We start from the raw sequence: 15592 nt of genomic DNA on the forward strand, positions 1-15592 counted from the left end.
ATTGTAATAATAATTTCCTATTCCTCAATTTTATATTCTTTTATTTTTCTGTACAAAGTTCTTTCAGAAATACCGAGATCTAGTGCGGCATCTTTTCGTTTGCTTTTATGTTTTGTAAGTGCTTTAATTATAAGTTCTTTTTCTTTGTCGATCAGAGATAATGATTCTTCTACTTCCTCATGATGTTGTGCAGTAGTGGTAGATGTAGGATTTATCATAAACGGTTGTTTGCTCATAACATCCGATTGCATTTGCGGCATGGTATTAATTTCGGAAATATTATTCTCAAAAAAATCAGCTCCAACAGATCCGTCGGTTTTTAAATGATTTGCATCTGCAATATTTAACACAAATTGTTTAAGATCATGTAGATCTTTTTTCATATCGAATAAAACCTTGTATAAAATTTCTCTTTCACTTATATCACCTGTGCCATTATTTTTTAATGATAATGCCGGTAAAATACTGCTTCTGATATTTGGAATAAATTGCGTCAATTCTGCAGCGGAAACCTGTTTATCTTTTGATAGAACGGAAACCTGTTCCGCAATATTTTTTAATTCGCGAATATTACCCGGCCATGTATAATTCTTTAATACTTCCGTTGCATCCGCATCTAAAACAATGGAAGTTGTTCTATATTTTTCGGCAAAATCGCTGGAGAATTTCCGGAATAATAAATTAATATCTTCTTTTCTTTCCCGCAGTGATGGTACCGTGATCGGAACTGTATTTAATCTGTAAAAAAGATCCTCTCTGAATCTTCCATCTTCAATCAACCTATGTAGATCTACATTAGTTGCAGCAACTACACGCACGTCGGTTTTTTGTACTTTAGATGAACCTACTCTCAAAAACTCACCGGCCTCCAAAACCCGCAACAGTCGCGCCTGCGTGCCAAGTGGCAACTCTCCTACTTCATCTAAAAAAATAGTTCCGCCATTTACGGTTTCAAAATATCCTTTTCGGTCGTCGAGTGCATTTGTGAAAGATCCTTTAATATGTCCGAATAATTCCGAATCAATTGTGCCTTCCGGTATTGCTCCACAGTTAACTGCAATGAACGGACCATGTTTCCTTGCAGAATATTGGTGAATTATCTGCGAAAATATCTCCTTCCCCACTCCGCTTTCACCTGTAATAAGCACTGTTAAATTTGTAGGTGCAACACGAGCTGCAATACTTAATGCATAATTTAATTCAGGAGTATTTCCTATAATGCCGAAACGTTGTTTTATCGATTGAATTTCGTCTGCCATCTTAATTTGTAAAGTAAACTATTGAACTATTTGTCCGAGTAAAGTTGCCGATGTAGCACTTGTAATTTTCACAAAAACATAATCACCCGGTTTTGAATCTGTAGACGGAAAAACTACCATTTTATTCTGATCATTTCTTCCGCACATATCTGCCTTTGATCTTTTTGATGTTTTTTCCAGTAATACTTTAAATGTTTTACCAACATCTGCAAGATTTTTTTCCAATGCATGTTTTGTCTGAACATCTATTATCTCGCTTAATCTTCTGCGCTTGATCTCCTCCGGAATATCATCTTTATATTTTCTTGCAGCGAGTGTACCCGGACGCTCACTATAAAAAAACATATAGGCCATATCGTATTTCACTTCTTCCATCAAACTGATGGTATCCTGATGTTCTTCTTCTGTTTCACTGCAAAATCCGGTGATCATATCGGTAGAAAGTCCACAATCAGGAATAATTCTTTTTATTGCGGCAATTCTGTTCAGATACCATTCCCTGTCGTAAGTGCGGTTCATTAATTCGAGCACACGTGAATTTCCTGATTGAACGGGTAAATGAATATAATTGCAGATATTTTCATATTTCGCAATGGTATAAATAACCTCATCTGTAATATCTTTTGGGTGCGAAGTGGAAAATCGTATCCTTAAAAGTGGATCAACTTCCGCAACCATGGCCAATAATGTCGCAAATGAAACAATCTCATTCGTTTCAGGGTTTTCCCATTTATAAGAGTCGACATTTTGCCCTAAAAGCGTAACTTCTCTGTATCCATGCGTAAAAAGGTCTTTTGCCTCTGCTACAATGCTAAATGCATTCCTGCTTCTTTCTCTTCCCCTTGTAAAAGGAACAACACAGAATGAACACATGTTATCGCAACCGCGCATAATGGAAATAAATCCGCTTATTCCGGTTGAATCCAGACGCAAAGGACTGATATCACTATATGTTTCCTCGCGACTCAGCAAAACATTTACCGATTTCTGACCATCGTCTGCAGAACTTATCAATTTTGGAAGATCACGGTAGGCATCCGGTCCGCAAACGATATCCACCAATTTTTCCTCCTCTAAAAGTTCCGATTTTAATCGTTCTGCCATACATCCCAGCATTCCAATAAGTGCATCGGGCTTATTTTTTTTAACCGATTTAAGTTCTTTTAATCGATTGCGCACTCTTTGTTCCGCGTTGTCGCGAATGGCACAGGTATTAAGTAGAATAAGGTCAGCTTCCTCAAAATCGCGTGTTAAACCATACCCTTCGGTAAACAATATGGATGCAACGATCTCACTATCACTAAAATTCATTGCACAACCGTAACTTTCAATATAAAATTTTTTGCCGCTTTTGCTGTTTTCCATCGCCTCGAGCCCCAAAGCCTCTCCCTGCCTGATCTCTTCAAGCGGTTTATTTATCCCGATTTCGGGTAGCGTTGGATTGTTATCGTACATCTTTTCTATTTTGATGCAAAATTACGGAAAATACTGTCAACTTGTCAGCCCCGAATAAGAAATGTGAAAGTTTTTACTCAGCCCAAAATTTCGTCAATTTCTATTCGGGGCGGGTCCGAATAAGAAAATTTAAAAATTTAATACAGATTGATGCTTTGATTAATTTTCTATTCGGACCAAGGCCTGAATGAGACCGAATGAGAAAATTGGGAAATTTACTTCAGAAATAAACCTTCAGATATTTTCCATTCAGTCCAGGGCCCCGAATAAGAAATTTAAAATTTCACTATACCACATTGGTGAATTCACTATTTTCTATTCGGCCCATTGCATGAGTAAGAATCCAAATTTATCTAAAATAAAAATTCAATATTTTTCATCTTACTTAAACGTATCATTCAGAAAATAAAATTCAATTATAAGTAAACGTAATCCTATGTCCCTTTCCAATGTCCTATATCAAATCCCATGTCCCGTGTCCCGCATCCCCTGTCCAATTAAGTTATATACACCGTCAAAAAAAAGCAATTGGTCGAAAACATATAGTTTTGTGCCCTTAGTTGAATTTTCTTTACAATAAAAAACATAAATGGAAAGTATCATTCCTGTAGGATATTGGATATTCTTTATCTTCTCAATTGTCGGAACCCTTGTTGGACTTTACAAATTATTCGAAAAAGCGGGTATTCCGGGCTGGAAAGCTTTGGTTCCTGTGTATAATTTTTATCTCTGTACAAAAATTACAGGAAAGGGAATTTCCTGGTTCATTATGTTGCTGATACCGGTGTTAAATGTAGTGGTATGGCTGCTTATGGCGAATGAGATCGCGAAAGTTTTTGGAAAAGATAAGTTCTGGGCTTATGTGGCATCTATGATGATCCCTTATATCTACTTTCTTAAATTGGGATTTGATGATGATGTAAAATATATAGGACCGCAAAAATCTGTTAAAAAGTCATCGGGAAGAGAATGGGCCGATGCCATTGCTTTTGCCGTGGTTGCTGCTACCTTGATAAGAACCTTCTTTTTTGAGGCTTTTACAATTCCTACCACTTCCATGGAAAGTACATTAAAGGCAGGTGACTTCCTTTTTGTAAGTAAATTTCACTACGGTGCAAGATTTCCGATAACTCCGCTTGCATTTCCATTTGCACATCACACAATGCCGGTAATTAAAACAAAGGCTTACAGCGATATTATTCAAATGCCTTACATGCGTTTTCCGGGATTAGAAAAATACACAGAAATAATAGTGTGGTATTTAATTTTCCGGAGGGAGATACCGTTTATCTTCCCAACCAACAAAATAGTTATTACTCAATGGCAATGGCCTATGCCGACTCTTTGATGAGAAGAGATAAATACAACAATAACACATTAAAACCTTATCAAACTTATTATAAAAGGGCAATGCTTGCATATCAGAGTACAGATCAGTTAGCATATAGGCCGGTGGATAAACGCGATAATTATATTAAACGATGTGTGGGATTGCCGGGTGATTCCATTGCAGTGCGCGACGGAATATTATATGTGAATGGCAAAAAGGCTTTGGTTGCCGAACATCAACAAAAATCGTATGATGTTTTATTTAAAGGGAATTTAAGTTATGAAAATGCTAAGAATATTTTGGTTGATATGGGATTAAATCCAATGGATTTCGAAAATGAGGTATTTATTGATAATGTTCCTGTAATTATCGCAAATATGAGTATCGCAGAGAGTCAGGAATTAAGTAAAAATCCTTCAGTTGTGAGTGTAACCTTAAATCATTTCGACAGATTGCGTTATGGATATATAGGATTATTTCCACACAACCCCGATGTGATGCAAAATTCTGTGGATGATTTTAGTCCGATCTGGGTTCCTAAAAAAGGAGCAACTGTAAAGATCACAAAAGATAGTTACTACAACTATCAGCGCATTATCGAAGCATATGAACATAATAATGTTACCAGAGATAAAAAAGGCGGCGTATTTATTGATGGTAAACAAATAACGGAATATACCTTCAAACAAAATTATTATTGGATGATGGGAGATAATCGCCATCGCTCTTATGATTCGCGTTATTGGGGTTATGTTCCGGAGGATCATATTGTAGGGAAACCTGTATTGATCTGGTTCAGTTGGGATAAAACCAAACCTTTTGGCGAACGTATAAGAGACATTCGTTGGGAAAGGATGTTTAATTTTATTTAAATAATTTATTATGCGGAATTTAATTCCCGGTTTTTTATTTTGTGTGGCAATTTCCTTTATTGGTTGTAAAGAAAATACAGCTGATGAAGAAAATGGAAATTCGGATAATGTTACAACTGAAACAACACTAGAAGATAAAACATTAAATGAAATTATAGAAGAGGAATCAACGGAAGCCAATTATGATAAATCAGACGCAAAAGGCAATAAAAAAATAAGCAGCGATCGTTACGGATTTACACTGGAAATTCCTGTTTCCTGGACAGCCACAGACAAAAGTAACAATGGTGACGGATATTTTTTATCTACCGGTGATAAAACTGTTGACATTCGAGTTTACGGTGAAAATTTGCAAGGAAATGAAGTGATGGCAGAAATGGAACTATCAACTTGTGAAACAAGCGATAAATTTATTTTTGGAAATGGATATCCCGGAATTAAATGCTATCAATCGGGCGATTATTACTACTACTACGATACACCAAAAACCAGAGTTATATTTTATGTGCATGCCCCTAAAAATTGGGTGGAGAAAAATAAAGTTTTGATAGAAAGTGTTGTGAAGAGTTTAGAAGTGGATGGGAGTAATTTTCAATGATCCGTTAAACCGCGACAGTCTGCCCACTGGCGGTTTCCCTCTTTAACAACACGTGCTAAAGTCCGTTGTTACAAGATGTATCGTCCGTCAATTGACAGGCTTTTGGTTCTCGATAAATTTAAAGGATTCTCCTAATGATTTTTTAATCTTTATCATCAACATTTTTTTATCATTTTTTATCTGTCTAATCCGCATCATCTGCGTTCCCCTTAAACAACACGGACTAAAGTCCGTTGTTACAAGATGTATCGTCCGTCATTTGACGGACTTTTGATTCATGATAAATTTAAAGGATTCTTCTAATCATTTTTTAATCTTTATCATCAACATTTTTTTATCCATTTTAATCCGCCCGATCCGCGTCATCCGCGCCTGTCCGCCCACTGGCGGGTTCCTCTTTTTTACTCTTTAATATCCTTGCTATCAATTTATTTCATACCTCTCATCAAAACCTCCAATTCACTCAAGATTATCGCAGTAGCACCCCAAACCCGATGATTGTTTATGATGTAACAAGGTGCATCAAAATTGATATCAGATCTATTTATTTTTATGGTTGATTTTATTGTTTGATCCAATAAAATATTTACAGGTGTTTCAATAATATATTCCACCTCATTTTTATCAGGAAAAAAATCAGGTTTTTCATTAATAGAACCTAAATAGGGATAAACAAAAAAATTGCTTGGTGGGATGTAGATATTACTTAATTGTCCGAATATTTTTATCTGTGATCTATTTACACCTATCTCTTCTTCCGTTTCACGAATTGCGGTAAATGAAGTATCAAAATCCCCCTCCTCCACTTTCCCACCCGGAAAACTCACCTGTCCACCATGCACACCATCATAAGAAGGCCGTTTTATCAAAACCATGAATATTTCTTCTTTTACAGGATAAAATAATATCAACACGGCGCCTTTTTTTGCCGATGGATAATCTTTTTCATTAAAATTTATAATTGGACGCGTAATAGGGGCCATAATTTTATGTGCATCCAAACCGGGCAATCCCGAACTTATCTGTTCACAAAGTTTGTTGGTAAAGGTTTCTATCATATTAACGTAAAGATTACTTTTGAGTGTCCGAAATTATTGTAAAATTGTTTAAATTCGGGTTTTGAAAATGTTGCTTATGAAAAAAATCTCTACCCTCCTACTAATTATCATATCCAGTTCCCTTTTACACGCAGGTTCAAACGCCAAAACCGGCGATCTTCAATATGTTCAGAACAATGGCCAATGGCAACAAAACATACTTTTTAAAACGCCTGTTTACGGTGGAAATTTATATCTTGAAAAAGACAGATTTACATGGAGCTTTTCAAATTCCTCGGATTTAGGTCATTTTAAACATGAAGGAAATGCGGAGGACATTAAAAATTTTGTATTCAAAAAACACGCTTTCAGAACACATTTTCAAAACTCAAACCCGAATGTAGTTGTAAGAGGAGAAAACAAATTCGACAATTATTACAACTATTTTCAGGGCAACGATGAAAACAAGTGGAAAGGCGCAGTCCCTGCATATGCTGCCATAAGATATGCTGACCTTTACCCAGGAACTGATCTTTTGGTTTACAGTCAGAGTAATTCCATGAAATACGACTTTATAGTTGCCCCACAATCAGATGTTTCACAAATACAATTCAATTATGAAGGATTACAAGACATCAGGATAAGCGGTGATAATCTTGAATTGATCACATCTATCAATACCATAATGGAAATGAAGCCTGTCGCATACCAGATCATTGCAGGTGTAAAAACAATGGTTGAATGTAATTTTGTATTGGAGGCTACAACTGTATCATTTTCATTTCCAAATGGTTATGATAAAAATTTTGAACTTATCATAGACCCTGCAGTGTTAATTTTCTCCAGTTATAGTGGGTCTACAGCCGACAATTGGGGATATTCTGCAACTTATGATGCGGAAGGAAATTTATATGGAGCAGGAATCACTTTTGGTGATGGTTATCCATTGACAGTTGGAGCTTTTCAAACAGAATATGTCACAGAAGATACTACTGTATTTTATATTGCAGATATTACGATCTCTAAATTTACTCCCGATGGTACATCATTAATTTATTCCACCTACTGCGGTGGCGGATCTCAAGATTTTCCCCATAGTTTAATTGTAAATAATGAAAATGAATTAATCGTTTTTGGAGCAACAGGATCATCAGATTATCCTATAACTGCCGGTTGTTATGATAATTCTTTCAATGGTGGAAGCGTAATTTCTATTGAAGGAGTACTTTTTTTTAATGCAGGAAGTGATGCATTTATCACAAAATTTAATTTAGACGGAACTGACCTTATTGGGTCCACATTTTTTGGTGGAACAAGCAATGACGCTTTAAATGTTGGCGAAACAGCCTATAATTATGGAGACCATGCAAGAGGGGAAGTAAATACAGATGATTTGGGTAATATTTATATTGCTTCATGCACTCACTCATCTAATTTGCCAGTATCCCCTGGAGTTTTTCAGAATGTTCTCGGTGGCCAACAGGACGGTTTTATTGCTAAATTCAATGATGATTTAACTGGCTTGATTTGGTCCAGTTTTATCGGCGGAACTGGAGATGATGGAGCATTTAGTATAAAAAAAATGAATGGCGAAAAACTAGTAATTTGTGGGGGGACTTCAAGTAATGATTTTCCTAGCACAATCGGAGCTTTAAATGAAACTTTTCAGGGTGGCATAAGCGATGGATTTGTAATGACGATTGAACCAAATGCAACCTCCATTATAAATTCCAGTTATATTGGCACAAATAGTTACGACCAAACCTATTTAACTGAAATCGACCTTGAAAATTCTATTTACCTCGTCGGACAAACCTTAGGAGACTTTCCGGTAGTTGGACCGGTTTATGTAAATGAAGGTAGCTCCCAATATATAACTAAACTTGATTCAACTTTATCTAATATTGTTTTTTCAACTGTTTTTGGAAGTGGAATTAACAAAGTAAATATTTCACCAACTGCGTTTTTAGTTGACAATTGTAATCATATTTATGTTGCGGGTTGGGGAGGAGCAACTAATCTTTTCTTCAACAGCGATGCGGGTTCAGTAGATGATATGCCTATCACTGATGATGCGTTTCAATCTACTACAGACGGAAGCGATTTTTACCTCGTAGTTTTTGAAGAAGGAGCAACAGGCTTAATATATTCTACATATTTTGGCGGTCCAATTAGTGAGGAACACGTTGATGGTGGAACAAGTAGGTTTGACAAATCCGGTATTGTATATCAGGCAGTTTGCGCCAGCTGTGGGAATCATGATGATTTCCCTACAACAGAAGGTGTTGTTAGTAATACAAACAATAGCTCTAATTGCAATCTTGGGGTTTTTAAATTTGCATTTGAAATACCACCCACTTCTGCAAATTTTATTGCAGATCCAATTGAAGGATGTTTTCCCCTTGAGGTAAATTTTACAAATACAAGTATTAATTCTAATACCTTTGTTTGGGATTTTGGAGATGAATCCGGATCTATTGAAAAAAATACTGTTCATACTTATAATAGTCCAGGAATTTATACTGTTACCTTAATTGCATATGTAGATTCGTTATGTGGATTTAACGACACCACACAAGCTACAATTACGATTTACGGTTATCCAGAAGCAGATTTCACATTTAGCCCAAATCCAACAGCAGTATTTACCCCAACATATTTTACCGATGAAAGTTTTGATGCCGCAGAATGGTACTGGGAATTTGGAGATGGATTCACCTCTACTGAAGAAAATCCGATTCACATCTATCCTATCGCCGGCATTTTTGAGGTTTGTTTAACAGTGACCAATGAATTTGGATGTGAAAGCAAAATTTGTGATACGATCATAATTGAGGAGATCTCAATATTGGATGTACCCAATGCATTTTCACCCAATGGTGATGGCGTGAATGATATTTTTATCCCTTTAAATTATGGGTTAAGCAATTTCGAATTTAAAATTTATAACAGATGGGGAGAACTCATTTTCATCTCCACGGATCCAGTGAAAGGTTGGAATGGCATTTACAATGGTGTGGAGCAGGAATTAGATGTTTATGTTTACGTTGTAAGCGGAAAAGGTTTGGATAATGTTGATTATTTTAAACAGGGGAATTTTACTTTGGTGAGGTAAGATGCCGGAATGTTGCATATTGTTTGTGGTTGGTGAAAAACACGCAACCACTGCACACCAATAATCACTGAATCATACAAACGTTGCAACTTACATTTCGCGAATGACATTGAGTTCACTCAGTTTAACCAATGAACCCGAACTATAATCAAATTGTGTAATAGCACTTTCAGAAACCACGATCAAAATCCCCCCTAAAACAATAACATCATACGGAGAATTGATATTTACTGTCTGCAATAGATCAATATTCAAAGGATCAGTTACATCATACATTTTAAGGTCTTTATCACAAACAAATAATAAATTGCCATCCAGCCCAAGTCCAAGTGGATTTGTCATATTATAAGTCTGCATTAATACGGGCGATGCAATATCGCTGATATCAATAATATCGAGCACATCGTTATCTAAAGTTCCGCATTCTGTTCCGGAGTGTTGGGTGGAATATGCGATTGTTCCTGAAACTATTACCGGATCACAGCTAGTCATGTGCAGTAACTGTGAAACAAATACCGGTGATTCCGGAACAGCATTATTATAGATCTGCATTCCTGTAGTTGTTCCTATAAACAGATAATTATCGTAAGGGAATATTGTTTCCACATTAGAGAATAATGATATGGTAGAACCTTGTTGTGGAGTTGCAGGATTTGAAATGTTAAATAATTGCATTTCCGACGGAGTAACGCAATATAAATAGTCATCTACTATTGCAAATCTTGTCATAGAACCGGCAACACCAATTCCCGGGCTGCTTGCTGCACCATCAACACCCATATTTGAAAAACCTTCACTATCCGCAACGGCAATAAACAGTCCTCCATTCCAGCCGCTGGAGCCTACATTGTAACCACAATCTTCGGTAATTAAGGAATCGCGTTCGATGAAATCCACTACAACCCCCTTTCCGGGTTCTGCGGTCCATCCTTCATAATTTCTTTGGGGAAATACGTTTTCCACTCTTTCCACCTCAAAAACATTCAGAGGATCAGAAATATCAAGTGCAACAAGGTCAATATAGCTATCGGCATATAAAATATTACCCTTCACACTGATATCAATATTTCCTGGAATATTGATAAAAGAAATATTTTGAGGATTGGAAGGATCGCTGTTATTAATAATATGAATTCCTTTGTCCAATTCGTTCACAAAAATATATGGAGTCATATAATAGATCTTACCGGGCGCTACTATTTCAGCAGCAGGCAACATTGCTACAGAAGTCCGAAGTTCCGCCTCTGAGATATACACTGGTGTGTAAACTGTGTAATGGTAGGTTTTTTCGCAACTATCTTTTAAACATCCGCTAAAAAGTGTGATTATACTCAATGTTGCTAAACAAAGTAATAATCTGGAGGAAGGATTATTTTTCATTCTATTCGTATTTATGCAAATCAAATATAGTTAATAATTATTAGTTTTAAGATTAATATCCATTTTTACAATATCCTGACAACAAACCTAAACCATTAAAAATGCGAATTCTCCTATTTCTAACTGTTTTTCTTACCCTTATTTGCATACAGGAAGAGGCAAAAGCCCAAACTCATTTAGAGGATGTTGTTTATCTCGAAAACGGAAGTGTTTATCGAGGCACTTTGTTGGGTGATTATCCTGACAGCACTGTGGCTGTGCAGATACTGGGAGGAAGTATAATTGTAATTCCCAAGGGTTCAATTATCTCCATCACAAAAGAAGCGAAATTTGATCCTTTTAATACTATTTATAGTCCAAGGGACACCGGTTATACCATTTTTGCTTCCATTGGATTGCTAATGGGTTCAGATGTCTGGGGATATTCGGGTGGAGTTATTGTGGATATGATAAACGGATATCATTTCAGCGACAAATATCAGGCGGGACTGGGGTTAACGCTCGAAGCCTCAAATAATTTTTTTTTATCAATTTATCTGAACGGAAGATATAATTTTAAGTTGGGAAAAAACACACCATTTTTATACGGTGATTTTGGAATGCATACTCCACTGATCGATAAAAATCAAGGCAGGGTAATAGATTATGATCCCGGAATTACAACCGGTCTGGGAATTGGAATCAGGTTAAATTCCAACAAAAAACAAACGGGTTTTATAATGAGTTTGGGTTATAAACTAAGCACCTATTCAATTATTGAAGAAGATTGGTGGATTGGAAGTCAAGTTGCCTATAATTATGTAAAAAATAAAGCCTTATTCAAGATAGGCTTTGTATGGTGAATGAACGTTCATTCATTAATATTAGACTCCATCATGTTATAAAATCCCACGCAGAAGGAATAAATAAATAAAACTTCTTCTTTTGATGGAACCGGTTTTGGTAAATGCACACCTTTTTTATCAATACTGTGGAAAAATGTTTCTGTAAATTCAGCCATGTCACTTCCAATATTTAGCAAATTAATTACAGAATCGTAATTGTGATTGTTGGATAACATACCTGAAGCAAATCGTCTGAAATTTGCATAAGCAGAACTATTTTTATTTTCAATTCTATGAGAAACTGGAAATTCACTCAAAAACTGATGGCAATTTTTGAGCACTGCGTTCCAATTATTATTTATTATTTCTTGCTCACATTCCAAAAGATATTGTTTTGAAGCAACAAAGATTGAAGAATTTGAAGTGTTTTCATCAGCCATAACGAGGATTGGATTCAATGTTGAGACAGATGTAGTATTTATCATTCTGTAAAGTAAAGAGGAATAGCAGCTGCATTTGTTACAATCAGAATTAATTAAATGTTATCAAATTGTAAATTCACTTCGGTGTATTGTAATCCATATAAGTATTTGTAAAACTTCCATCTTCAAAAAGGTCTATAATTGCATAACCTGCAGGTGTTTCATGGTATAATTCATTTTTCCACCAATCGCCTGATACAGCGCCATTGCAACTATATGTTACACCATTATAACTAACATTATCATATAAATGAATATGTCCGCTTACACATAATTTCACATTTTTGTTTTGATTAAAAATAGATACAATTTCTTTCACATCTGTATGCATCCAGGAACCCGGCACCTGAAATTTTCCATATTTAATTTTCACATTGTCTAAAAATACATTCGCACATAAAATCGGAATATGCGACATCACCATAACCGGAGTGTTTGGGTGTACCGATGCCAGATCGTTTTTAAGCCAATCGGTTTGCTCCTCCCCTAACTTTGCAGTATACCACAAACCATTTTTCTTTTTTTGTGTGCTGTCGAGAAAAATAAAATGCCAACCGTTTATATCAAAACTTTTATAGGTTTTATCCATTTTCATCATTTCCAATGCGAAATTCTTTCCGTATAAAAGATCTTTTTTCTCCGTATACAATCCCCATATATCGTGGTTTCCGAGGCAACTATCCATTTTTAAGGAACATTCGTTTTTCAATACGCTATGCCAAATATCCCACTGGTTTTTAACCTGCGACTTTGATTTGAATAAAGCATCTTCAATAGTATCGCCGCCATTAAATATAATATCCACCTTATCATTTAAATTCTGAATATGGTGTAAACATTTTATTAAACCGGATTTCGCATTTTTTGCGTCACCAATATGAATATCGGTAATATGTGCAACCCGTAAAACGCGTTTTGGGTTTTGATTTGACAAAATCGTTTCGGAGGCATTAACCTTTTTATTCGGTAAAAACTGACTTGCAGCTAATAACCCAATACTTTTTAAGAGATCTCTTCTGTTCATACTTTGTGTTACTTGATTGCACAAAGTTCCAACTGCAACATTATTTCATGGTTAACATCAGAATATATTAACATGCCGGAAACAAAATCATTTTATTCTAAAAAGGTGAGAAGTACTAAATTCATATCGATTTTACCTTAACATTTTATGAAGTAAAATCGTATGTTTTATTGTTCTTTATTTTAAATAAATGTGCATTGCACTTATTCTATGAATGGATTTTGAAAAATTTAAATATTTCAATGTGAATAAAACTAAACCTAATTTTAACTTAATGTAAACTTTTTAAGGTAACCAAGGTTTTCCACATTTGCTGTTTTTTGAGTTTACTTTCACGCTGATTTAGTGCTAAACATGGGATTTGACCCGAATCTTCCTAAAAAAATCCTAATTTTCCATCCAAATACTACAACAAAATGCGGAAACTCTACACGGCGACATTTATTTTAACTTTTTTCATCACCTCAACTTTAAACGCACAATTATGCGGACCATGTTCAATTGATTATGCATTTTTAGTTCCGGGAGTTTACCCTGACACACTTCCACCTGCCACGGCCGGCGAATTTTATGAATCGGATATCACCTTTGTAATGCAGGAAGACACTACTATTGATGTAGTTGGAACCTTGGAATTTTTGAATTACCATATTTTGGAACCCGTTGGCGCACCGTATGGGATGTTTGTTTCCACAAATTTGGGAGATCTTCCTGTAGATTATGACCCTGATGTGAGTTTGTATGGATGTGCAAGAGTTTGCGGAACTCCCTTAGTTCCGGGTTGGTATGAAGTTACCGTTCCTCTAATTGCTACTTTAGAATATCCTGGAGGAGATCAGGCAGCGGAATACAGTATTTTTATAGAGGTTTTACCTGCTGCTATCGGTGGCGGAGGAATTATTCCCAGTGCTACCTATGGTTGCGATCCATTGGAAGTGGATTTTGAAACCAGTATTCACAGTTTAGGTGCCGCTGGATTTACTTATTCATGGGATTTTGGAAATGGAAGCACGAGTACAGAAGAATTTCCACCAACACAAACTTATACTGCAATTGGTGGTATAGAAACAGAATATATTGTTAGTCATACCATAACAATTGACACCATTGGTTATCAACTCGATTATGTTTCTGTATTAGGCAGCGGTTGTGATGATTGTACCATTTTTGGATGCACCGGATTAATTGAAGCTGAAAAACCTGACTTATATATTTTAATTGATGATTTGGGACTAACTACCTGGCCGGGTTTTGAAAATACTTCACCACCTGTAACTTTTAGTTTGGGAATTGAACTTGATCCATTACATACTTATACCATGCAAATGAAAGATTATGATACGGGTGCTGCGGGTGGTGATGATAATTGTGGCACATTTACTTTTGAAGGAAATGATGTTGGAGTTAATCTTTTAACTGCAGGAAGTCATGATGTTGAGGTTAGTATTTCGAATCCGGTTATTAGTTATACTTTTTATGATACAATAACTGTTTATCCCTCTGTTGCAACTCCGGAAATTATTTTAACAGGATTAAATATATTTTGTGAAGGTGATTCTGCAATTTTAGATGCTACCATAATTACCGATGGAAATTATCAATGGTTTAAAGATGGAGATGAAATTCCGGGTGCGGATAGTACAAGTTATATCGTTTTTGAAACCGGTGTTTACGATCTGACTGTAACAGGTGTTGGAGGATGTTATGCCGAAAGTGCAGAAACAAGTATTGAAGTTTTTGAAAATCCATCAGCCCCGGCTTTAATAGTTATTGGAAATGTTTTAACTACATCTTCAACCTGGGATGTGCAATGGTATTATAATGGCAGTCCAATACCTGGTGCAACGGAGGTTACTTATACTCCGGCAGTAGAAGGAATTTATCAGGTTGCATCTATAAACGGTCCCTGCATTGCCTGGTCGGTAGAGATCGATTTTATATTTCAATCTGTAGAAAATTATTTAACAGAAGATATTTTGATCTTTCCAAATCCCAATAGCGGAATATTTAATTGCAGTTTTACGCTTACCGAAAAACAGGACATAGAATTAATAATATCAAATTTATTAGGAGAAGAATTAATTAAATATTTCCAACCTGAAGCATTTGGAAAAATATTTCAGGAAATTAATATACCTGGTAATAATTCCGGAATCTATTTCCTCACCATAAAAGGTATTTCAGGAAGCAATATCACGAAAATAATTGTTGATTAA

The 15592-nt window shown here is 35.7% G+C and carries 12 protein-coding genes; 6 read left to right on the top strand and 6 right to left on the bottom strand.

Going from position 1 to position 15592, the window contains the following annotated elements; all coding sequences use genetic code 11:
- Window positions 1-17: 17 nt before the first annotated feature.
- Both IPI31_13725 and miaB read right to left on the bottom strand, forming a co-directional pair.
- The gene (locus IPI31_13725; GenBank protein MBK7568875.1) at window positions 18-1259 is read right to left on the bottom strand and encodes a sigma-54-dependent Fis family transcriptional regulator; all 1242 of its coding nucleotides are present in this window, start codon (window positions 1257-1259) and stop codon (window positions 18-20) included.
- A gap of 18 nt (window positions 1260-1277) precedes the next feature.
- A complete protein-coding gene (miaB, locus tag IPI31_13730) occupies window positions 1278-2714 on the bottom strand; it encodes a tRNA (N6-isopentenyl adenosine(37)-C2)-methylthiotransferase MiaB (GenBank protein MBK7568876.1) in 1437 nt (478 codons plus the stop codon).
- A gap of 589 nt (window positions 2715-3303) precedes the next feature.
- Here miaB and IPI31_13735 point away from each other — a divergent pair.
- From IPI31_13735 to IPI31_13745, 3 genes are read left to right on the top strand one after another with little or no spacing between them, the layout of a single operon-like run.
- On the top strand, window positions 3304-4062 hold the full coding sequence (locus IPI31_13735) for a hypothetical protein (protein ID MBK7568877.1): 759 nt from the start codon (window positions 3304-3306) through the stop codon (window positions 4060-4062).
- The gene (gene lepB / locus IPI31_13740; protein ID MBK7568878.1) at window positions 4035-4916 is read left to right on the top strand and encodes a signal peptidase I; all 882 of its coding nucleotides are present in this window, start codon (window positions 4035-4037) and stop codon (window positions 4914-4916) included. Before IPI31_13735 ends, lepB begins: the two co-directional genes overlap by 28 nt.
- 10 nt (window positions 4917-4926) lie before the next feature.
- Window positions 4927-5514: a hypothetical protein gene (locus tag IPI31_13745; protein MBK7568879.1), complete on the top strand. Its 588-nt coding sequence runs from the start codon at window positions 4927-4929 to the stop codon at window positions 5512-5514.
- Between the two features lie 428 nt (window positions 5515-5942).
- Here IPI31_13745 and IPI31_13750 read toward each other — a convergent pair whose 3' ends face one another.
- Window positions 5943-6572, bottom strand: coding sequence for a CoA pyrophosphatase (locus tag IPI31_13750; protein MBK7568880.1), 630 nt, complete (start codon window positions 6570-6572; stop codon window positions 5943-5945).
- A 76-nt stretch (window positions 6573-6648) separates the two neighbouring features.
- Here IPI31_13750 and IPI31_13755 point away from each other — a divergent pair, with 76 nt between their 5' ends.
- Window positions 6649-9666 carry a PKD domain-containing protein gene (locus IPI31_13755; GenBank protein MBK7568881.1) on the top strand — a complete coding sequence of 1006 codons (3018 nt, stop codon included), beginning with the start codon at window positions 6649-6651 and terminating at the stop codon, window positions 9664-9666.
- Between the two features lie 90 nt (window positions 9667-9756).
- Here the strand turns inward: IPI31_13755 and IPI31_13760 are convergent, their stop codons facing one another.
- Window positions 9757-11046: a hypothetical protein gene (locus IPI31_13760; protein ID MBK7568882.1), complete on the bottom strand. Its 1290-nt coding sequence runs from the start codon at window positions 11044-11046 to the stop codon at window positions 9757-9759.
- A gap of 101 nt (window positions 11047-11147) precedes the next feature.
- Here IPI31_13760 and IPI31_13765 point away from each other — a divergent pair, with 101 nt between their 5' ends.
- Window positions 11148-11888 carry a hypothetical protein gene (locus tag IPI31_13765; GenBank protein ID MBK7568883.1) on the top strand — a complete coding sequence of 247 codons (741 nt, stop codon included), beginning with the start codon at window positions 11148-11150 and terminating at the stop codon, window positions 11886-11888.
- Between the two features lie 8 nt (window positions 11889-11896).
- Here the strand turns inward: IPI31_13765 and IPI31_13770 are convergent, their stop codons facing one another.
- Both IPI31_13770 and IPI31_13775 read right to left on the bottom strand, forming a co-directional pair.
- Complete coding sequence (locus tag IPI31_13770) at window positions 11897-12355, bottom strand: hypothetical protein (protein MBK7568884.1); 459 nt, start codon at window positions 12353-12355, stop codon at window positions 11897-11899.
- 73 nt (window positions 12356-12428) lie between these two features.
- On the bottom strand, window positions 12429-13376 hold the full coding sequence (locus IPI31_13775) for a metallophosphoesterase (GenBank protein MBK7568885.1): 948 nt from the start codon (window positions 13374-13376) through the stop codon (window positions 12429-12431).
- Between the two features lie 416 nt (window positions 13377-13792).
- Between IPI31_13775 and IPI31_13780 the strand changes: the two genes are divergently transcribed.
- A complete protein-coding gene (locus IPI31_13780; GenBank protein ID MBK7568886.1) occupies window positions 13793-15592 on the top strand; it encodes a T9SS type A sorting domain-containing protein in 1800 nt (599 codons plus the stop codon).

It is taken from the genome of Bacteroidota bacterium, from assembly GCA_016706865.1.
GTDB lineage: Bacteria > Bacteroidota > Bacteroidia > Chitinophagales > BACL12 > UBA7236.

Coding starts and splice junctions, on each gene's coding strand:
- IPI31_13755 (MBK7568881.1), top strand. CDS start 6,649: ATGAAAAAAATCTCTACCCTCCTACTAATTATCATATCCAGTTCCCTT.
- IPI31_13745 (MBK7568879.1), top strand. CDS start 4,927: ATGCGGAATTTAATTCCCGGTTTTTTATTTTGTGTGGCAATTTCCTTT.
- IPI31_13725 (MBK7568875.1), bottom strand. CDS start 1,259: ATGGCAGACGAAATTCAATCGATAAAACAACGTTTCGGCATTATAGGA.
- IPI31_13775 (MBK7568885.1), bottom strand. CDS start 13,376: ATGAACAGAAGAGATCTCTTAAAAAGTATTGGGTTATTAGCTGCAAGT.
- miaB (MBK7568876.1), bottom strand. CDS start 2,714: ATGTACGATAACAATCCAACGCTACCCGAAATCGGGATAAATAAACCG.
- IPI31_13765 (MBK7568883.1), top strand. CDS start 11,148: ATGCGAATTCTCCTATTTCTAACTGTTTTTCTTACCCTTATTTGCATA.
- IPI31_13770 (MBK7568884.1), bottom strand. CDS start 12,355: ATGATAAATACTACATCTGTCTCAACATTGAATCCAATCCTCGTTATG.
- IPI31_13760 (MBK7568882.1), bottom strand. CDS start 11,046: ATGAAAAATAATCCTTCCTCCAGATTATTACTTTGTTTAGCAACATTG.
- IPI31_13780 (MBK7568886.1), top strand. CDS start 13,793: ATGCGGAAACTCTACACGGCGACATTTATTTTAACTTTTTTCATCACC.
- lepB (MBK7568878.1), top strand. CDS start 4,035: ATGGCAATGGCCTATGCCGACTCTTTGATGAGAAGAGATAAATACAAC.
- IPI31_13750 (MBK7568880.1), bottom strand. CDS start 6,572: ATGATAGAAACCTTTACCAACAAACTTTGTGAACAGATAAGTTCGGGA.
- IPI31_13735 (MBK7568877.1), top strand. CDS start 3,304: ATGGAAAGTATCATTCCTGTAGGATATTGGATATTCTTTATCTTCTCA.